Source organism: Cupriavidus taiwanensis LMG 19424 (assembly GCF_000069785.1).
GTDB lineage: Bacteria > Pseudomonadota > Gammaproteobacteria > Burkholderiales > Burkholderiaceae > Cupriavidus > Cupriavidus taiwanensis.
In genome coordinates, this window is sequence record NC_010528.1 from 732,611 (window position 1) to 751,359 (window position 18,749).

Below are 18,749 nucleotides of genomic sequence, written 5' to 3' on the forward strand. Positions count from 1 at the left end.
CCTTCGGGGAAGGGTCATGGAACCAGGCAATCCCATCGATGCCGCCGTCCCGGCGGGAACCCGGGAAGCATTGGGCCGGCCCCGTGCGGCAACGCCAGGCCAGGAAGTGCGCTGGCGGCGAATCCTTTGCGTGCTCTTCTTTTTCTCTGGCTTCCCCGCGTTAATCTACCAGTTGGTCTGGCAGCGCGCGCTGTTCCGCATTCTCGGCGTGAATATCGAGTCGGTGACGATAGTCGTTACCGCTTTCATGCTCGGGCTCGGTCTGGGCAGCCTTGCGGGTGGACTGCTATCGAGGCGGCGCGGCCTGGCACTGCTTCCGCTGCTCGCTGCCATCGAACTCCTTACCGGCGTTTTTGGTCTGGTGTCACTCGACATTTTCGATCGGGTCGGTACGCTGGTGCTTGGCTTGCCCTTGGCTGTGACAGCGGCCATGACGCTGGCGCTGGTGCTGGTGCCGACGCTGCTGATGGGCGCCACCCTGCCGGTGCTTGTCGGCCACCTGGCGCCGCGTTCCGGCAATGTTGGCAATTCGGTGGGGCTGCTTTACTACGTCAACACCTTGGGCGCGGGGGCCGCCTGCCTTGCCTGCGCGGTAGTGCTGTTTCCCTTCCTGGGCATGCAAGGCGCGGTATATGTGGCGGTCGGATTGAATATTGCGGTCGCTTTCGGAGCACTGTTCACGTACTGGCGCGAAGGCAAGGGCCTGCACGTCAGCCGGAAGCGGGCCGTGAATACACCAACGACCGCGCCTGCGTTGAAATTCCCTGTCGTCTTGATGCTGGCCTGTATCGGCGGAGCCATTTCGCTGTCGTATGAGATCTTCTTCTTCCGTACGGTCTCCTATGCGTCGGGCGGCAGCGCCTTCGCCTTCTGCGCCATCCTGGGCGCGTTCCTGGTAGGCATTGCTTCAGGGTCGCGCCAGGCGGGCGAATGGTGTGACGGCGCGATCGAGCACGGCATGCGGCGCCTGGCGGGCGCGCTGCTCAAAGCCAACCTGGCGGGCCTGCTGTTCTTGCCCGTGCTGGCACATTTGCAACTCCCTAATGGTGTGCTGCTCGGTGCCTTGCTCCTGATGGTGTACCTGGTGGCACGCAGTTGGGGCTCGCTGCTTCCGTGCCTGGCCCATTGGGGTGTCGCGGCCGACGGTCACGCCGGCATGCGTACCGCGCTGCTCTATCTTGCCAATATCGTCGGGTCCGCCGCGGGCAGCGTCGTCACCGGCTTCGTGCTGATGGAGCATATGGGCCTGGTCAGCATTGCCGTGGTGCTGGTCGGCGCCGGGGTGGCGTGTTCGCTGTTGCTGGATGCTTGCTTGCCCTTGCCATCGCGCCTGAAGCGTTGGCACGGTGGAGCCGCCTGCGCAACGGGCGTGCTGGCCATGGTGGCACTGCCCCCGCTTAGCGGGACAGTGCTGGAAACACTGTTGTGGAAAGGCGCGCCCGAAGCCAGGGGACCCTTTGTGCAAGTGATCGAGAATCGCAGCGGCATCATCACAGTGGACCAGGAAGGCACTGTGTACGGTGGCGGCATGTACGACGGCCGCTTCAACGTGGACCTGGTGCATGACACCAACGGAATCCTGCGGCCCTACGCGCTGAACCTGTTCCATCCTCACCCACGCGACGTGCTGATGATCGGCCTTTCCTCGGGATCGTGGGCGCAGGTGATCGCCAACAACCCGGAAGTCCGCTCGCTGACCATTGTCGAGATCAATCCGGGCTATGTGGAACTGCTTGCCCGCAATCCGGAGGTGGCCTCGGTTCTCCGCAATCCCAAGGTGACCATCGTCGTCGACGACGGCCGCCGCTGGCTTCGCCTGCATCCGGAGCGTCGCTTCGACGCCATCGTTTCGAATACCACCTGGCATTTTCGGGCCAATGCCACCAATCTGCTGTCAGTGGAGTTTCTGCGCCTGGCCGATCACCATCTGAAGCGAAGCGGCATTCTGTACTACAACACCACTGACTCGGAACGGGCCCAACGAACTGCATGCCTGGCGTTTCCCTATGGAGCGCGCTTCAGCAACCATATGGTGGTGTCGCGCGCGCCGCTGGCGTGGGATTTCGAGCACTGGCGACGCACGCTGGAAGCCTATCGCATCGACGGCCGCCCTATCCTGGATCCGAGTCGCCAGCAGGGCCGCGTGCTGACCGATACCTTGAATGCCGTGTGGCGATCCATTGAGCAGGGCGGCGGATCGGGAAGCGTCGATGCCATGGAGGCTTGCCCGCGCATCCTGGCCAGGACGGCCGGGCTGACGCCAATCACTGATGACAATATGGGCACCGAATGGCGTCAGCCGCTCCGGCTTGACTGAACGTCGTTCTTGCTGCTCTCCAGCGCAATCGGCTGAGCATCCAGTTCATTTACGGAGGGTGCGCTCGCCATCGGCGGAAAATCGCTTCGCCATGGACGTCAAATTCTATTCACAATTGCGGTGGGTATCTTTCGTTGGCTTTGCCATGTCAGAGGGAAGACAATGCAGGCCATATGACTACGACTTCCACCTTGTCTTCCACATCCCCGCAGGTGCGGCCCGAAGCCGGTGCGCACGCCCGCTGGCGCGTGCTGGCCGTGTTTTCGCTGGGCTTTCTGATTTCCTATCTGTTCCGCGGCGTCAACCTGGGCTTTGCCCCCCATCTGACGCGTGAACTCGGCCTCAATGCCGGTGACCTGGGTTTGCTCACCAGCTTCTATTTCCTTGGCTTCGCCTGCGCCCAGCTGCCGGCGGGCATCCTGCTGGACCGCTACGGCCCGCGCCGCACCGAGGCGGCGATGCTGCTGGTGGCGGTGGCCGGCTCGCTGGTGTTCGCGCTCGCGCCCGGCATGGCAGGACTGGCCGCAGGCCGGCTGCTGATCGGCGTGGGCGTGTCGGTGTGCCTGGGTGCCGCGATCCAGGCGTTGTCAATGTGGTTCCCGCTGTCGCGCATGCCCTTGCTCAACGGCGTGGTGATGGCCATCGGCGGCCTTGGTGCGGTGCTCGTCGGCACGCCACTGACCTGGCTGCTGTCGTATACCGACTGGCGCACGGTCAGCATCGGCCTCGCCTGCGTGTCGCTGGCGATGGCGGCGCTGCTGTGGGTCAGCGCGCCGGACAAGCCCCGGGTCGGCAAGGAAAGCCTGCGCGAGCAGCTGCGCGGCACGCGCCAGATCCTGGGCAGCGAGCGCTTCTGGCGCGTGGTGCCGCTGACGCTGCTCAACCAGGGCGTATTCCTGGCGGTGCAGACGCTGTGGGTGGGCGCCTTCCTGCGCGATGTGCCGGGCTACGACGCAGGCACCAGCGCGCGGCTGGTGTCGGTGATCGGCTTTGCCATGATGGCAGGCTGCGTCGGCTCGGGCTGGGCCGCGCGCCACCTGGAGCGTCTGGGCGTGAGCCTCTATGCCTTTGCCGGCGCCGGCATGACTGGCTTTATCGTGGTCCAGCTGCTGCTGATGGCTGAGGTGCCGCTGCCGCCGGTTCTGATGTGGGCGGCCTACGGCGTGTTCGGTTCCAGTGGCATCTTGACCTACGCAGTGCTGGCGCGCAGCTTCCCGGATGCACTGATCGGTCGGGCAACGACTGCCTTGACGCTGACCGTGTTCCTGTCGACCTTTGCCTGCCAGGTGGGCGTGGGCCACGTGCTGGATTTTTGGGCCGCGACCGCCGGACATTACCCGAAGGCCGCGCACCTGACGGCGTGGGGCGGACTAGTGGTACTTCAGATGCTGGCGGCCGTGTGGTACCTGATGGGGGCGCGCCAACCTCGTTGATGCCGACTGGCGCGATCCCCTCGGGCTATCGCAGACGAGCCGGAATCGCGCTCCAGTCGCCGGGCGAATCCTCAGTAAATGCCCGGCAATACGCGGTACCGCACTTTTTCGCGATAGCGAAGGTATTCGGAATCGTTAGAGAGCAGCGCTTCCTCCCGAGTGATCCGGACATACTGCAAGGCGTATAGTCCGGCATAGACCAGCAAGTTTTGCACGCCGAAATTCGTAAGCAGGAAGCCGATGTCAGCAATGGCGTATCCCAGGTAGATCGGATGCCGCACGATTCGGTAAGCCCCGTGCGATACGATGCCGCGATTGGCAGGCAGTATCCCGAACGAAAACCGAAGCGTGAACTTTGCATAGATTTGCCAGGCGAGCCCTGCGGCTTGAAGGCCAGCGCCAAATATTTCCGGTACCAGGCGATCCCCCGGCGCCAGCTGAATGGCAAGGAAATAGTAGGAAGCGCCTAGCGAGCAGAGGACGGTGACCGGATGCCAGTCTCGTTTTTTGGGAACCCTGACAAACAGGGATAGCCCGAGGGTCAGGCAATTTGCGAACACCAGCAGCAGCAGCGTGATTCGCGTCGGGTCAGCGAGCCATTGCTGGACCGCCACGTATGCGAACCCAGCAAGCAGTATGGCGGTGGTGCTTCTGAGACCGGCCTCGATCAGGAATTCCCGAAGATTTATTTTGGTCGCGAGGCCAGGGCCGCACTGATCCTTGTATGCCTGGTATTCCTGCATGGCTTCCCCTTGTACGCGGAAGCTTGGCGCTCCGCTTCGCTGGCTTTAGTGCAGCTGTCCACCAAGGGTAGCCCGCGCGCGACAGGCGCCATATCGGGTAGAAGTATGTTTCTCCAATGGAACGCGCGGGCACCTTAGGCATGCCGACCAATGTCCGGATGCCACAGCGACCGCCGTTGCGAATAGATGGGCAGCGGCGCTACCCTAGAGAAACACCGGCCGGTCGTCCAGCTCGTTCGGGTTAGGCCCGCCGTCCGACGGGAAGTGCGTGGCCAGCAAGCCATGGATGCGCGCCACCGTGGCCAGCACCGGCCGCACCGACAGGTCCTGCCGGAGCCCCTGCGCCAGTTCATCGCACAGCTCGCGCCAGGTGGCGGGCCCCACGCTGGCATCGATGCCGCGGTCGGCCAGCAGTTCGACGGCGTGGTCGGCCAGGTTGATGTAGAGCAGCACGCCGGTCTTGTCCGCGGTGTTCCAGACTTCGAGCGCGCCGAACAGGAAGCGCGCGCGCTCGCGCGGCGTGACCCCTGCCCAGGCGTGGCCGACCGGCAGGCTGGCCTCGATCACCACGCGGATCTCGCCGCGGTGGCTGGATTCGCCGGCATGCACGGCGTGGTGCAGTTGCTGCTGCGCTTCCGGCGGAAAATACTTGCGGGTGGTGCCGGCCGTGGTGGCGATATGGTGCAGGGCGCGTTTGAGATGCGGCATGGTCGTCGTTCCTCGTGCTGTCACCAGTTGCCGGACGCGCCGCCGCCGTCGAAGCCGCCTCCGCCCCCGCCACCGAAGCCTCCGCCGCTGTCACCGCCGCCGCCGAAGCCGCCGCCGCCCCAGCCGCCGCTGCGCCGGCCCCAGTCTTGCCCCATGGTGTAGCCGCCCAGTCCGCCGAGGCCGCCGGCGATCACGTCGCGACCGCGCCGGGTGGTGACGATCTGCGGCCCGCGCCGGCGCAGGATGGCGCTCAGGAAGAAGAACACGATGATCGCCAGCGGCAGCAGCGCCGGCAGCCATTCGTCCAGCGCCGAGGCTTGCTGTGCCTTGCGCTGCGGCGCGGCCAGGCCTTCCTTGTCGATGGTGGCCTGGATCGCCGAGATGCCCGCCGCCAGGCCGCCGTAGAAATCGTTCTGGCGGAAGTGGGGCGCCATCACGTCCTGCAGGATGCGCTTGGACATGGCGTCGGTCAGCGAGCCCTGCACGCCGCGGCCCACCTCCAGCCGCATCTTGCGCAGGCCGGGCGGGTTGTCCTTGGCGATCAGCACGATCACGCCGTCGTCGATGCCCTGGCGCCCGGCGCGCCAGGCGTCGGCCACGCGGATGCTGTACGCATCGATCGGCTCCGGATCGGTGGTGGGCACCATCAGCACGAAGATCTGGCTGCCGCGCTGCTGCTCGTATTCGGCCAGGACGTTTTCCAGCGCGCCGCGCTGCTGCGGCGTCAGCGTGTTGGTCAGGTCGGTGACGCGCTGGGTCAGCGGCGGCACCGCGACGAAGCCGTCGGCCGCCAGCGCCGGAACGGCCAGCAGGGACGCCAGCCACAGCAGGGCGGCGGCCAGCCAGCCGTGCCGGGCGCACCAACGCCGGAGATGGCGCATGGCTGCCATGCCGTCAGAACTTGACCGCCGGCGGGGTGGAGATGGCCTTCTCGTTTTCCACCGTGAACGAAGGCTTGACCGGGTACTTGAAGATCATCGCCGTCAGGTTGGTCGGGAAGCTGCGCGCCAGCACGTTGTACTGCTGCACGGCGGCGATATAGCGCTGGCGTGCCACGGTGATGCGGTTCTCGGTGCCCTCGAGCTGCGATTGCAGGTCGCGGAACGAGGCATCCGCCTTGAGCTGGGGGTAGTTCTCGGACACCGCCAGCAGGCGCGACAGCGCGCCGGACAGTTCGCCCTGCGCCTGCTGGAAGCGCTTGAAGGCTTCGGGGTCGTTCAGGGTTTCGGGCGAGACCTGGATGCTGGTGGCGGCGGCGCGCGCCTTGGTCACGGCTTCCAGCGTTTCGCGCTCGTGCGAGGCGTAACCCTTGACGGTGTTGACCAGGTTGGGGATCAGGTCGGCGCGGCGCTGGTACTGGTTGATGACTTCGCCCCAGGCCGCCTTGACCGCCTCGTCCTTGGCCTGGAAGTCGTTGTAGCCGCACGCCGACAGCAGGCTGGCCAGGACCGCCAGCACCAGCCAGCGCAACACGGACAGCGGCGAGCGGGTGGACAGCGAAGGGGACGAGGATGCGCGCATCGGAGGCTCCGGCGATTGGACGAACTCCAAGTGTAGCGCACCGCCCTTGCCGTCACGCGTGGGCCGCCGGCGCAACCTGGCGCCGGGCGGGCCGCATGGCGTCAGGCCGCCGCGAAGGCCTTGCGCGCGGCGTCGAAGGTGGCGTCCAGGATGGCGTCGTCGTGCTGCGCGGAGACAAAGCCGGCTTCGAACGCCGACGGCGCCAGGTAGACGCCGTGGTCAAGCATGGCGTGGAAGAAGCGGTTGAAGCGGGAAGTGTCGCTCTGGGTGACTTCGGCGAAGCTGGCGGGCACGCCGTCGCGGAAATAGAGCCCGAACATGCCGCCGACGGCATCCGCGGAGAACGGCACGCCCGCCGCCCGGGCGGCTTCGGCCAGGCCGTCGGCCAGCTTGCGCGTCTGCGCGGCCAGGCGGTCATAGAAGCCGGGCGCCTGGATCAGCTTGAGCGTGGTCAGGCCTGCCGCCACCGCCAGGGGGTTGCCCGACAGCGTGCCGGCCTGGTACACGCCGCCCAGCGGCGCCAGGCTGGCCATGATGTCGCGCCGTCCGCCGAAGGCCGCCGCCGGCATGCCGCCGCCGATGACCTTGCCCAGGCAGGTCATGTCGGGGCGGATGCCGTAGTGCGCCTGCGCGCCGCCCAGCGCCACGCGGAAGCCGGTCATGACTTCGTCGAAGATCAGCACCGCGCCGTCGCGCGTGCACAGTTCGCGCATGGCCTGCAGGAAGGCATCGCTGGCGCGCACCAGGTTCATGTTGCCGGCCACCGGCTCGACGATCACCGCGGCGATCTCGCCGGCATGTTTGGCGAAGGCCTGTTCCAGCTGCTCGACGTTGTTGTACTCCAGCACCATGGTGTGGCGCGTCACGTCGGCCGGCACGCCGGCCGACGACGGGGCGTTGCGGGTGGTGTCGGCAAAGGTCAGCAGGCCGGAACCGGCCTTGACCAGCAGGCTGTCGGCGTGGCCGTGGTAGCAGCCTTCGAACTTGATGATCAGGTCGCGGCCGGTAAAGCCACGGGCCAGGCGCAGCGCGCTCATGGTGGCTTCGGTGCCGGAGGAGACCAGGCGCACCTGCTCGATCGACGGCACCAGCTTGCAGATTTCCTCGGCCATGGTGATCTCGGCCTCGGTCGGGGCACCGAACGAGAAGCTGTGCGCGGCGGTTTCCTGGACCGCGCGCACCACCTCCGGATGGGCATGGCCGACGATCATCGGACCCCACGAGCCGATGTAGTCGATATAGCGCTGGCCGTCCGCGTCCCACATGTACGGCCCCTCGGCGCGCGTGATGAAGCGCGGCGTGCCACCTACCGAACGGAAGGCGCGCACGGGCGAATTGACGCCCCCGGGGATAGTCTGCTGGGCGCGGTCGAAAAGCTGCTGATTACGGGACATGGCGTTGAGGTGAGGACTGGACTGCAGGGATCGTGCTCGGCGGGCCTGGGCCCGGACGTTGACATGCGGCAAAAACAGCGGAAGTTCGCTGCAATTGCCTGCCAATCGTGCGCTAACAAGGCGCTAACGGGTGCGAACACGGCGGATCTGGCCCGATTCCGGCCCTCGCGCGGCTGGCGCCGGCGGCACGGTTTCGGTACCATCTGCGCTGGATTTTAATGGAGAGTGGCCAGAGCCTGTTATGGAATACAAGACTTGGATGTGCCTGATCTGCGGCTGGATCTACGACGAAGCCGCAGGCGCGCCGGAAGACGGCATCGCCCCCGGCACCCGCTGGGAAGACGTGCCGATCAACTGGACCTGCCCGGAATGCGGCGCGCGCAAGGAAGATTTCGAGATGGTCGCGATCTGAGCGGCCTCTATCCAGAAGAACAACGACACGGCCGGCGCGCCCGTCGCGCCGATGCGACAGAACGCCGCCGGGGGCTGGCCGCACCGGATTGACGGCCCCCCGGCGTCTTGTCACACTCTGTTGCAAAAGTGACTGGCCGTCCCTCCGCCCGCGGTGGGGAGGACGGCGGGCAGATGCGGGGATCACGCATCGCCGCTGCCGGGCTCGGTCCGGCCTTGGAAGGGAAATAAAAAGAATTTGGGGGTCCGTGGGGGGCGCGCATGGGTCGCGTTGCTCCGCACGGGTGTTCTCTGGTGCTTGCCGGCGCTCCGCCAGGAGCCGCTGGTCGCGGGAACAACATGCGGGTCGCTCATATAGAAGAAAACCAGCGGGTCAATACCGCCGGCGCACAGGGTGTGGCGCCTGGCGTTCCTGTTCCGGATACCGCGCCGGATCTCACGCCAGAGACCGCTTCGCCGCCGCGCCGCAAGGTGCTGGTCATCGACGATTCCAGCACCATCCGCCGTACTGCGGAGATCTTCCTGATGCAGGCCGGGTACCAGGTGATGCTGGCCGAGGACGGCTTCGAGGCGCTGGCCAAGGTGGGCGAGCTGCACCCCGACCTGGTCTTCTGCGACATCCTGATGCCCCGGCTCGACGGTTACCAGACCTGTTCGCTGATCAAGAAGAGCCCGCGTTTCCATGCCATCCCCGTGATCATGCTGTCGTCGCGCGACGGCGTGTTCGACCGCTCGCGCGGCCGCCTGGTCGGCGCGCATGACCACCTGGCCAAGCCATTTACCCGCGACGCGCTGCTGCAGGCCGTGCAGGCCTGCCTGCCATGCCGGCCCGCGGGCGAGGCGTTGCCCGCCTGAACGGCAGCCACGCCATGTACGAATCGAAGGAAAACCTCATGACCGCCATTCACAAGATCCTGATCGTCGACGACTCCCCGACCGAAGCCCTGTTCATGTCCGACCTGCTCGGCAAGCGCGGCTTCAAGGTTGCGGTCGCCAGCAACAGCGAGCAGGCCTTCGCCCGCCTGCAGGCCGAAGCCTTCGACCTGATCCTGATGGACGTGGTGATGCCGGGCCAGAACGGCTACCAGGCCACCCGCGCGATCAAGCGCGACGACCGCTTCAAGGACATCCCCGTGATCATGTGCACCAGCAAGGGCCTGGACACCGACCGCATCTGGGGCATGCGCCAGGGCGCGTCTGACTACATCGTCAAGCCCGTCGACGGCGAAGAGCTGCTGGGCAAGATCGCCGCGCTGGCGCACTGAGCCGCCAGCGCCGGCCGCACGGCAAGCACTGCCACTTGTTCCGGGGACCGCCATGAACGCGCCACGCCAAGACCTCCGCGCCCGCCACACGCGCCTGCAGGACTACCAGGCCATGCTGGCCCGGCGCCTGCGCGAGGCGCGCAGCCTGCCGGCCGCCGACAGCTACCTGGCGCTGCAGGTGGGCGCGCGCCACTGGCTGGTGCCGCTGGCCGATGCCGGCGAGGTGCTGGACATGCGCCAGCCCAGCCCGGTGCCGCTGACCCAGCCGTGGTACAGCGGCCTGGTCAACGCGCGCGGCAGCCTGCTGGGGGTGATCGATTTCAGCCTGTTCTGCGGCGGCGCGCCCACGCCCGTGCAGCCAGGCAGCAAGATCGTGGTGCTGTCGCGCGACGCGGAACGCGCCTGCGCGATCCTGGCCACGCGCGTGGCCGGGCTGCGCCATGCGGCGGACCTGGGCCTGCCGCACGGCGACGCTGCCGCCGCCGGACCCGATGCGGCGTCGCCATGGGAAGGGCCGCGCTATGCCGACCGCGAGGGCCGCGACTGGCAGGTGCTGGACGTGCGCGCGCTGCTGGACGCGCCGGCCTTCCTGCAAGCAGGCCGCGCGGCCGCCTGAGGCGCCGGTCACGCCAGGCACGGACAATGACGGCGCGCAGGCCAGCGCCTGCCGCACCCGGCACGAGCCGCCGGGGATGACAACGATAAAACGGAAGAGGGTGCCATGGGTTTCAAGACATTCAGGCTGGGCCGGCGCACGCCGGCAGCCGACGCTGCCACCAGCCTCGCGGGTGGGCCGGACATCGCCTATGCAGCGGGTCCCGAGCCCGCGCCCGTGCCGCCCGCCGCGGCGGGACTGGGTGCGACGCCGCTGGAGCACCTCGGCCGCTGGCTCGGCCGCATGCCGTTCGCCTCGCAGCAGCGGCTGCTGACCGTGGGCGTGGTGGTGTCGCTGGTGGCGCTGCTGGGCTCGGTGTACCTGGATAACCGCATCGCCAACAACGCCGCCGCGCAGATCGAGGTGGCCGGCGACATGCTGATGCACTCGCAGCGCCTGGGCAAGGCGGTGCCGGTCGCGCTGCTGGGCAATGCGCAGGCCTTCACGCAGCTGCGCCAGTCCCGGGACGCGCTGTCTGGCGACCTGAAGGCGCTGCAGGAAGGCAGCGACGAAAAGCGCGTGCGCGCCACCACCGGCGCGGCCGAGCCGCTGCTGCAGGCTGCCATGCAGTCCTGGCAGCGTTCCGAGAAAAGCGCCGCCGACGTGCTGGCGCAGCAGCCGGTGCTGACCACCATCGGCCAGACCCTGCAGATCTTCAACGCCTCCAACCCCGAGCTGCTCGAAGCGGCCGAACAGGTGGCCGCGATCAAGCTGCAGTCCGGCGCCAACGCGCGCGAGGTGGCGGCCTCGGCGCAGCTGGTGATGCTGACCCAGCGCCTGGGCAAGAACCTGAACGAGTTCCTGGCCGGCGAAGGCGTCAACCCCGAGACCGCATTCCTGCTGGGCAAGGACACCAACACCTTCCGCGAGACCCTGGACGGCCTGCTCAACGGCAGCGAGGCGCTGCGGCTGTCCGCCGCCACCGACGAGGAGACGCGCGGCTACCTGCAGCAGCTGTCGCAGCACTTCGAGGCCGTGCAGAAGACCACCCAGACCATCCTGCAGAACCTGCCCGGCCTGATCGCCGCCAAGCGCGCCCAGCAGCAGATCTTCAACGACAACGAGGCGCTGCGCGCCGAACTGTCGGCGCTTCAGCGCGCGTATGCGGAGTCGGCGCGGAGCCGCCCGTTGACGCTGGGCGCGACCGTGGTGTCGGCGGCGCTGACGTTGCTGTGCCTGGTCGGGCTGGCCGCGCTGTACCTGCGCGATTCGCGCATGCGCGCACTGGAAGCCGAAGCGCGCGAGCGCGAGGCCGAGGCCCGCCGGCTCGACGAAAAGCGCAACAACGACAACACCCAGAAGGCCATTCTGCAGCTGATGAACGAGCTGCAGGACATCGCCGACGGCGACCTGACGCGCCAGGCCACCGTGACCGAGGACATCACCGGCGCGATCGCCGACTCGGTCAACTACACCGTGGAAGAACTGCGCGAGCTGGTCGGCCGGGTGCAGCAGACCGCGGGCGAGGTGACGCAGGCCTCGGGGCAGGTGCAGGCCACCTCGACCCAGCTGGTGTCGACCACCGAAGAGCAGTCGCGCCAGATCCGCCAGACCGGCGAGTCGGTGGTGGAGATGGCCGACCGCATCACGCAGGTATCGCGTGGCGCGGCCGAATCCGCCAACGTCGCGCGCGCCTCGCTGTCCGCCGCGGAACAGGGCCAGCAGGCGGTGCAGAACGCCATTGCCGGCATGAACGACATCCGCGAGCAGATCCAGGAAACCTCCAAGCGGATCAAGCGGCTGGGCGAGTCGTCGCAGGAGATCGGTGAAATCGTCGAGCTGATCTCGGACATTACCGAGCAGACCAACGTGCTGGCGCTGAACGCCGCCATCCAGGCGGCGTCGGCGGGCGAGGCCGGGCGCGGCTTCTCCGTGGTGGCCGAAGAAGTGCAGCGGCTGGCCGAACGCTCCGGCGAGGCTACCAAGCAGATCGGTGCGCTGATCCGCACCATCCAGACCGATACCCAGGACGCGGTGCACGCCATGGAGCGAAGCACCCAGGGCGTGGTCGAAGGCGCGCGGCTGTCGGACCACGCCGGTGCCGCGCTGGTCGAGATCGGGCGCGTGTCGCGCCAGCTGGCCGAGCTGATCGAGCAGATCTCGCAGTCCACCTCGCACGAGGCCGACCTGGCCACCACCGTGGCGCGCCATATCGAACGCATTCTGCAGGTCACCGAGCAGACCACCACCGGCACGCGCCAGACCGCGCAATCGGTGCGCCAGCTGACGCTGCTGAGCGAGGAGCTGCGCAACTCGGTGTCGCGCTTCAAGATCGCCTGAGTGGCCGGATGACGCCTGCGACCGCTTCCGCGCACCGCGGCCCCGCGCCTTATGCCAACTCCGCGTCCGCCGCCCGTTGCGGCGGGCGGCCTGCGGCTGCCGTGCCGGCGCCGCACTGGAAGCCGTCATGTCCCTGAATGTTCCCGTCCCGCGCGACGTTGCCGCCGCCGACGCCCTGCCTGAACCCGAACCCGCACCGTTGCCGGCGAGCGCGCAGCCGGTGCCCGACGGCGGCGCCGCGCGCGACCTGTCCGGCCTGGCGTGGCTGGCACCCAGCCTGCGCAGCGCGCTCGAAGACGCCGCCGCGGAGCTGGGCCACTATGTCGATGAAGTGTGCCAGGCGCCCGAGGCGCTGGGCGCGCGCGATACCACCTCGCTGCGGCTGGCCGGCCAGCATCTGCACCAGGCGGCCGGTGCCGTGCATATCGTCGGGCTGCGCGGGACCGATCCGTATTGCCAGGCGCTGCGCCGCCTGCTCGATGCCATCGACGCCGGCACCGTTGCCGCCGGCCCCGAGGCGCTGGCGGTATTCCGCGCCGGCGTGCAGGCGCTGGCCGAGTATGTCGATGACCTGATGGCCGGCGACGACGAGGCCCCGCTGCGCCTGTTCCAGCCCTATGCCGCCGTGCTTGCCACGCTGGGCGAGGAACGCGTGCACCCCGCCGACCTGTGGCTCGACGAACTGCAGATGCTGCCCGGCATGCTGCTGCCGGCGAAGGGGCCGGCCGCGGTCACGCGCGCGCGCCAGCAGTTCGAGTCGGCCCTGCTCAAGGCGCTGCGCCTGCCCACGCCGTGCGCCGACGCGGCGCTGCTGCGCGAAGCCTGGCTGCCGCTGCACGCGGCGCTGGATGCGTTGCGCGCCAACGAGCAGGAAGCGCGCCGCGCCGCCGACCATCCCGACCGCGGCGTCTGGCATGTGCTGGGGCTGGTGTGCCGCGCGCTGGCGCTGGGCCTGCTGCCTTCGGACCTGCTGGCCAAGCGCTTTGCCGGCCGCGCCAACCTGCTGCTGCGCCAGTACCAGCAGGGCCATGTGCGCGTGCCGCAGGCGCTGCTGAACGACGCGGTGTTCCTGCTGGTCTGCAGCGGGCTGGCTGAAGGAGGCGATGGCGACGCGGCGGCGCTGCGCGCCGATATCGCGCGCACCCTGGCGGCGTTCCGCCTCGATGCCGCCCACGCGCAGGCCCATGCCGATTTCCGGCTGCGCTACTACGGCTGGCTCGACCCGATCGACACGCGCAACCTGCAGCAGGCCGCGGCCGGGCTGGAACGCGCCGCCGCCGCGGACCAGGCCGCGTGGGAGATCGCGCTGGCGGCGCTGGCCGAGGCCGCGCAGCCGCTGGCGCAGCCGGCGCTGCAGCGTTGCCTGGCGCAGGCCGCCATGCCGGGACGCGAGCGCGGCGCCGGCGATGCGCTGGGCCCCGCCGGCATCGCGTTGTTCCTGTCGCGCGCGCTGGCGCTGCCGTGGCGCGTGCACGGACAGTCCGCCCATCCGGCCGCGGCGCGCTTCGCCGCACAGTGCGAAGCGCTGGCCGCCTGCCTGGCAGACCCTGCCGCCGCCGCGCCGGCCTGGCTGGCGCGCATGGTCGACGAGGCGCGCGCGCAGGCGCTGCGCAGCGAAGCCGTGGCGCAACTGCGCGCCCAACTGGACAGCGGCGAGTCCTGGCTCGACAGCTATGACCGCAATGCGGCGCGGGCCGACGGCGCCGCGCACCTGCGCGACGCGCAACAGGCCTTCGCCGCGCTGGCGCAAACGCTGGCGCAGCTGCAGGCGTCGCCGGCGCTGCCCACCGCGCTGGCTGGCGAGGCCGCGCACGCCAGCGCCGCGGTGGACGCCGTCAGGACGCGGCTTGCCGATGGCGGCGAGCTTGCCGACGCCAGCGCGCGCTCGGCGCTGCTGCGCACGGTGGCGGCGGAACTGGGCGTGGTCCATGCGTTCGCCGATGCCCTGGAATTCGGCCGCGCGCGCCGCGCCGACGCATTGCCGGAGGCCGCGCCCGGCGGCGACGCACAGGCGCCGCAGGATCCGCTGGAAGCGGCGCGCACTGCCGCCGACGAAGCTTTGCGCGCCGGTGCCGTGCCCGATGCACCGGCGGTGCAGCGGCTGCGCGCCGCGCTGCAGGCGCTGGCTGACCAGGCCGCCATCGATGACGATGCCGCGTTGCGCCGCCAGGCCGCCGACGCCATCACGCAATGCAACGCCTGGCTAGCCGGCAGCGACGATGCCGGGGCGCGCATGGTGATGGCGCTTGCCGCCATCCCGGCGGAGCCCGCGCCGGTGCCGGCCAGCGCCACCACGCCGGCCGTGCCCGCGGCCGGCGACCATGCCGCCCTCGATGCCGAACTGCTCGACATCTTCCTGAACGAGGCCGACGAGGTGCTGGCCGGCATCGCCGGCGACCTTGGCACCGGCGTCGAGGCGCTGCGCGATGCCGACATGCTCAGCCGGCTGCGGCGCGCGTTCCATACGCTGAAGGGCTCCAGCCGCATGGTCGGCCTGCATCGCTACGGCGAAGCGGCGTGGGCGGTGGAGCAGGTGATGAACCTGTGGCTGGCCGAAGCGCGCGAGCCCGCTCCGGCGCTGCTGGCGCTGCTGCGTCGCGCCCACGCCGAGCTGTCGGCGTGGGTGGCGCGGCTGCACGGCGATGCCGCGGCGTGGCACGACATCGCGCCGCTGGTCGCGGCCGCCGAAGCGGTGCGCGATGCCGGTACCGCCACGGAGATGCCGCCGGCCGCGCCTGAAGTGGCCGGCGACGACGCGCCGGACGAACATGCGGAGGCGGCCGCAAGCGCGGACACCGGGACCGGCGCCTCTGCCGACACCGGCACGTCCGACGACAACGTGATCCCGTTCCGCCTGGCCGGCGGCCTGTCGGACGAGGACGATCACTACAAGGTCATCGGCCCGGTGCGCATCGGCCTGGCGCTGTACAACGTCTATCTGCAGGAGGCCGATGACCTGCTGCGCCAGTTTGCCACCGACATCTCCGAATGGCGGCATGAAGCCCACCCGTGCCCGAGCGAGCTGGCGCTGCGCGTCGCGCACACGCTGCAGGGCAGCGCATCGACCGTGGGCCTGGAGCCGGTGCGTGAGATCGCCGAGGCGCTGGAAGCGTTGCTGCTGCAGCTGGGCTCGCATCCGGTGGCGATGCATGCGGGCGATTTCCGCCTGCTGGAGCAGGCCGCCGAGCGCATGCGCGGCATGCTGCACCAGTTTGCCGCCGGCATCTGGCCGCAGGCCGATGCCGCCTTGCGCCGCAGCCTGGTGGAGTTCGGCGAGCGCGCGCTGCTGCGCCCGCGCGTGGCGCTGCCCGCGCCGCCGCCGACCGAGGCCGATGACGCCATGGCGCAAGTGTTTGGCCGCCTGCCGCCGGCTGCCGAAGCCGAGGCAGCTGATGAAGCCCCGGCAGCGCCGCCTGTCACCGCGCACGATGCGGTGGTGATCGCGCTGCCGACCGCGCCAACGCTGCAGCGCGCGCCCGAGGCGCCGGCCGCCGACGCCGGCGCCGCACCGGATCCGGCCCTGGTGCAGATTTTCCTGGAAGAGGCGCAGGGCTCGCTGCCCGAACTGGGCAAGCTGTTGCGCGGCTGGGAAGCCGCGCCCGACGACGCGCGCCATGGAGGCCTGGTGCTGCGCGCGCTGCATACGCTCAAGGGCAGCGCCCGCATGGCCGGCGCGATGGCGCTGGGGCAGGCCGCGCACGAGATGGAGACGCTGCTCGACAGCACGCTGCGCGGGCAGGCGCAGCAGCCGGTCGCGGCGAAGGTGTTCGAGCGGCTCTACGCCTGGTACGACCGCATCCTCGCACATGCCGAAGCCTTGCAGGCCGGCCGCTTGCTGCCGGCGGACGATCCCGATGTGGTCAACGGGCTGGCCGAGCCCTCGCCAGCGGCCGACGCCGCCATGGCACAGCCTCAAGCCGCCGACGGGGCTGGCGATTCGTCCGCAGAGGCGCCTGCGCCCGCACTGCCCGTGGTGCCCGGCCCATCCGACGTGATGGTGCCGATGCCGCCGGCAGCTGCGCTGGCTCCGCTCGCACCGCTGGCGGCGGCCGAGCCGCAGCGCGCGCTGGTGCGCGTGCAGGCGCGCGCGCTCGACACGCTGATCAACGAGGCCGGCGAGGTCGGCGCCACGCGCGCGCGCCTGGACAGCGAGCTCGAGGCGATGCGCGCCTACCTGGGCGAACTGAACGACAACGTCGCGCGCTTGCGCGGCCAGTTGCGCGAGATCGAGATCCAGGCCGAATCGCAGATGGCCTCGCGCATTGCCGATGCGCAGCACAAGCAGGAATTCGATCCGCTCGAGTTCGACCGCTTTACGCGCTTCCAGGAACTGACGCGGATGATGGCCGAGTCGGTCAACGACGTGGCCACCGTCGAGCAGAACCTGCAGCGCGGCTTCGACCGCGCGGCCGGCGACCTGGCCGCGCAGGCACGGCTCACGCGCGGGCTGCAGCGCGGACTGATGCAGGCGCGCATGGTGCAGTTCGACGCGCTGGCCGAGCGGCTCTATCGCGTGGCGCGGCAGGCCGCGGCCGAGACCGGCAAGGAAGTGCGGCTGCTGATCAAGGGCGGCACGGTGGAGATCGACCGCTCGGTGCTGGACCGCATGGCCGGCCCGATCGAGCACCTGATCCGCAACGCGGTGGCGCACGGCATCGAGCCCGCCGCGCAGCGCCGCGCCGCGGGCAAGCCCGCCACCGGCGCGCTCACGCTGGAGGTGCAGCAGGAAGGCAACGAGGTGGTGCTGCATTTCATCGACGACGGCGGCGGGCTGGACCTGGCGCGCATCCGCGCCCGCGCGGTCGAGCGCCGGCTGCTGGCGCCGGACGACGACGCCAGCGAGGCGCGCCTGACCGAGATGATCTTCACCCCCGGCTTTTCCACCGCGCAGGCGGTGTCCGAGCTGGCCGGCCGCGGCGTGGGCATGGACGTGGTGCGCGCCGAGACCGTCGCGCTCGGCGGGCGCATTACGCTGGCGTCGCAGCCGGGGCAGGGCACCACCTTTACCGTGCACCTGCCGCTGACCACGGCCATCACGCAGGTGCTGGTGATCGCGCTGGGCGGGCGCCGCTATGCGGTGCCCAGCGGCATGATCGACCAGGTGCAGCAACTGCGGGCGCCGTCGCTGCTGGACGCATACAACCACGGCAACCTGAACGTAGCGGGCGCCGAGGTGCCGTTCTTTTACTTCGGCGCCCTGCTGGAACAAGGCCAGGCCGTGAGCGGCGGGCGCAAGTACTCGCCGGTGGTGGTGGTGCGCAGTGGCGCCGAGCGGGTCGCCGTACATGTGGACGATGTGGTCGGCAACCGCGAAGTGGTGGTCAAGCACATCGGCCCGCACCTGGCACGGCTGGAGGGCATCGCCGGTGCCACCACGCTTGGCGATGGCGAGATCGTGCTGATCTACAACCCGGTGGTGCTGGCGCAGCGCTTTGTGCGCGAGCGCGGCCGGACCCTGCCGCTGGATCCGCCGGCGCTGCAGCAAGCGCCACAGGCGCCTGCCGTGACGCCGCCACCCGTGCCGCCGAGAATGGGCGCGGTCGCGGAACTGGCGAACGACGGCACCGCCGAGCCCGTGCCCGGCCTCGCGGTGCAGGCCACGGTGATGGTCGTGGATGATTCGCTGACCGTGCGCAAGGCCACCCAGCGCCTGCTGGGCCGCGCCGGCTACCACGTCGTGCTGGCGCGCGACGGCGTCGACGCGCTCAAGCAACTGCAGGACGTGATGCCGGATGCGATGCTGGTCGATATCGAGATGCCGCACATGGACGGCTTCGACCTGACCCGCAACGTGCGCTCCGACGCGCGCACCGCGCATCTGCCGCTGGTGATGATCACCTCGCGCACGGCCGACAAGCACCGGCGCTACGCCGAGGAAATCGGCGTCAACGTGTACCTGGGCAAGCCGTATAACGAGGATGAACTGCTGGGCACGCTGCACCGGCTGCTGGGCGAGCGGGCGGCGGGGACGGCGGGGTCGGTGGCGCAGATGCTGGGGGATGGGGCACCAGGCTAGGGTTTG

The 18,749-nt window shown here is 69.4% G+C and carries 13 protein-coding genes; 8 read left to right on the plus strand and 5 right to left on the minus strand.

The window, feature by feature from the left end:
- Window positions 1-16: 16 nt before the first annotated feature.
- Together RALTA_RS03445 and RALTA_RS03450 are read left to right on the plus strand one after the other, a co-directional pair.
- Window positions 17-2,317 (plus strand): spermine/spermidine synthase domain-containing protein, encoded by a 2,301-nt coding sequence (locus RALTA_RS03445; RefSeq protein WP_012352027.1) that lies wholly within the window; start codon window positions 17-19, stop codon window positions 2,315-2,317.
- 173 nt (window positions 2,318-2,490) lie between these two features.
- Window positions 2,491-3,750, plus strand: a complete 1,260-nt coding sequence (locus tag RALTA_RS03450; RefSeq protein ID WP_012352028.1) for an MFS transporter — start codon at window positions 2,491-2,493, stop codon at window positions 3,748-3,750.
- Window positions 3,751-3,821: 71 nt separating this feature from the next.
- Here the strand turns inward: RALTA_RS03450 and RALTA_RS03455 are convergent, their stop codons facing one another.
- The 5 genes from RALTA_RS03455 to hemL form a co-directional block, all read right to left on the minus strand.
- Window positions 3,822-4,493 (minus strand): methyltransferase family protein, encoded by a 672-nt coding sequence (locus RALTA_RS03455; protein ID WP_012352029.1) that lies wholly within the window; start codon window positions 4,491-4,493, stop codon window positions 3,822-3,824.
- Between the two features lie 204 nt (window positions 4,494-4,697).
- The gene (locus tag RALTA_RS03460) at window positions 4,698-5,201 is read right to left on the minus strand and encodes a TPM domain-containing protein (protein WP_025582730.1); all 504 of its coding nucleotides are present in this window, start codon (window positions 5,199-5,201) and stop codon (window positions 4,698-4,700) included.
- 20 nt (window positions 5,202-5,221) lie between these two features.
- Window positions 5,222-6,082 (minus strand): TPM domain-containing protein, encoded by an 861-nt coding sequence (locus RALTA_RS03465; RefSeq protein WP_041232064.1) that lies wholly within the window; start codon window positions 6,080-6,082, stop codon window positions 5,222-5,224.
- Window positions 6,083-6,095: 13 nt separating this feature from the next.
- A complete protein-coding gene (locus tag RALTA_RS03470; RefSeq protein WP_012352032.1) occupies window positions 6,096-6,722 on the minus strand; it encodes a LemA family protein in 627 nt (208 codons plus the stop codon).
- 101 nt (window positions 6,723-6,823) lie between these two features.
- On the minus strand, window positions 6,824-8,116 hold the full coding sequence (gene hemL / locus RALTA_RS03475) for a glutamate-1-semialdehyde 2,1-aminomutase (protein WP_012352033.1): 1,293 nt from the start codon (window positions 8,114-8,116) through the stop codon (window positions 6,824-6,826).
- Between the two features lie 241 nt (window positions 8,117-8,357).
- Between hemL and RALTA_RS03480 the strand changes: the two genes are divergently transcribed.
- The 6 genes from RALTA_RS03480 (at window position 8,358) to RALTA_RS03505 (ending at window position 18,743) form a co-directional block, all read left to right on the plus strand.
- Window positions 8,358-8,528 carry a rubredoxin gene (locus tag RALTA_RS03480; RefSeq protein WP_010813017.1) on the plus strand — a complete coding sequence of 57 codons (171 nt, stop codon included), beginning with the start codon at window positions 8,358-8,360 and terminating at the stop codon, window positions 8,526-8,528.
- Between the two features lie 338 nt (window positions 8,529-8,866).
- Window positions 8,867-9,382, plus strand: a complete 516-nt coding sequence (locus tag RALTA_RS03485) for a response regulator (RefSeq protein WP_012352034.1) — start codon at window positions 8,867-8,869, stop codon at window positions 9,380-9,382.
- Window positions 9,383-9,420: 38 nt separating this feature from the next.
- Window positions 9,421-9,792, plus strand: a complete 372-nt coding sequence (locus RALTA_RS03490) for a response regulator (protein ID WP_012352035.1) — start codon at window positions 9,421-9,423, stop codon at window positions 9,790-9,792.
- Between the two features lie 52 nt (window positions 9,793-9,844).
- Entirely contained in the window at window positions 9,845-10,408 is a 564-nt protein-coding gene (locus RALTA_RS03495; RefSeq protein ID WP_012352036.1) for a chemotaxis protein CheW, read from the plus strand.
- 105 nt (window positions 10,409-10,513) lie between these two features.
- Complete coding sequence (locus tag RALTA_RS03500) at window positions 10,514-12,727, plus strand: methyl-accepting chemotaxis protein (RefSeq protein ID WP_012352037.1); 2,214 nt, start codon at window positions 10,514-10,516, stop codon at window positions 12,725-12,727.
- 127 nt (window positions 12,728-12,854) lie between these two features.
- Window positions 12,855-18,743 (plus strand): hybrid sensor histidine kinase/response regulator, encoded by a 5,889-nt coding sequence (locus tag RALTA_RS03505; RefSeq protein WP_041232065.1) that lies wholly within the window; start codon window positions 12,855-12,857, stop codon window positions 18,741-18,743.
- The last annotated feature ends 6 nt before the right edge of the window (window positions 18,744-18,749 follow it).

What these genes read in the sequence shown, in the direction of transcription:
- RALTA_RS03445 (WP_012352027.1), top strand. Translation starts at nt 17, where the DNA reads ATGGAACCAGGCAATCCCATCGATGCCGCCGTCCCGGCGGGAACCCGG.
- RALTA_RS03450 (WP_012352028.1), top strand. Translation starts at nt 2,491, where the DNA reads ATGACTACGACTTCCACCTTGTCTTCCACATCCCCGCAGGTGCGGCCC.
- RALTA_RS03455 (WP_012352029.1), bottom strand. Translation starts at nt 4,493, where the DNA reads ATGCAGGAATACCAGGCATACAAGGATCAGTGCGGCCCTGGCCTCGCG.
- RALTA_RS03460 (WP_025582730.1), bottom strand. Translation starts at nt 5,201, where the DNA reads ATGCCGCATCTCAAACGCGCCCTGCACCATATCGCCACCACGGCCGGC.
- RALTA_RS03465 (WP_041232064.1), bottom strand. Translation starts at nt 6,082, where the DNA reads ATGCGCCATCTCCGGCGTTGGTGCGCCCGGCACGGCTGGCTGGCCGCC.
- RALTA_RS03470 (WP_012352032.1), bottom strand. Translation starts at nt 6,722, where the DNA reads ATGCGCGCATCCTCGTCCCCTTCGCTGTCCACCCGCTCGCCGCTGTCC.
- hemL (WP_012352033.1), bottom strand. Translation starts at nt 8,116, where the DNA reads ATGTCCCGTAATCAGCAGCTTTTCGACCGCGCCCAGCAGACTATCCCC.
- RALTA_RS03480 (WP_010813017.1), top strand. Translation starts at nt 8,358, where the DNA reads ATGGAATACAAGACTTGGATGTGCCTGATCTGCGGCTGGATCTACGAC.
- RALTA_RS03485 (WP_012352034.1), top strand. Translation starts at nt 8,867, where the DNA reads ATGCGGGTCGCTCATATAGAAGAAAACCAGCGGGTCAATACCGCCGGC.
- RALTA_RS03490 (WP_012352035.1), top strand. Translation starts at nt 9,421, where the DNA reads ATGACCGCCATTCACAAGATCCTGATCGTCGACGACTCCCCGACCGAA.
- RALTA_RS03495 (WP_012352036.1), top strand. Translation starts at nt 9,845, where the DNA reads ATGAACGCGCCACGCCAAGACCTCCGCGCCCGCCACACGCGCCTGCAG.
- RALTA_RS03500 (WP_012352037.1), top strand. Translation starts at nt 10,514, where the DNA reads ATGGGTTTCAAGACATTCAGGCTGGGCCGGCGCACGCCGGCAGCCGAC.
- RALTA_RS03505 (WP_041232065.1), top strand. Translation starts at nt 12,855, where the DNA reads ATGTCCCTGAATGTTCCCGTCCCGCGCGACGTTGCCGCCGCCGACGCC.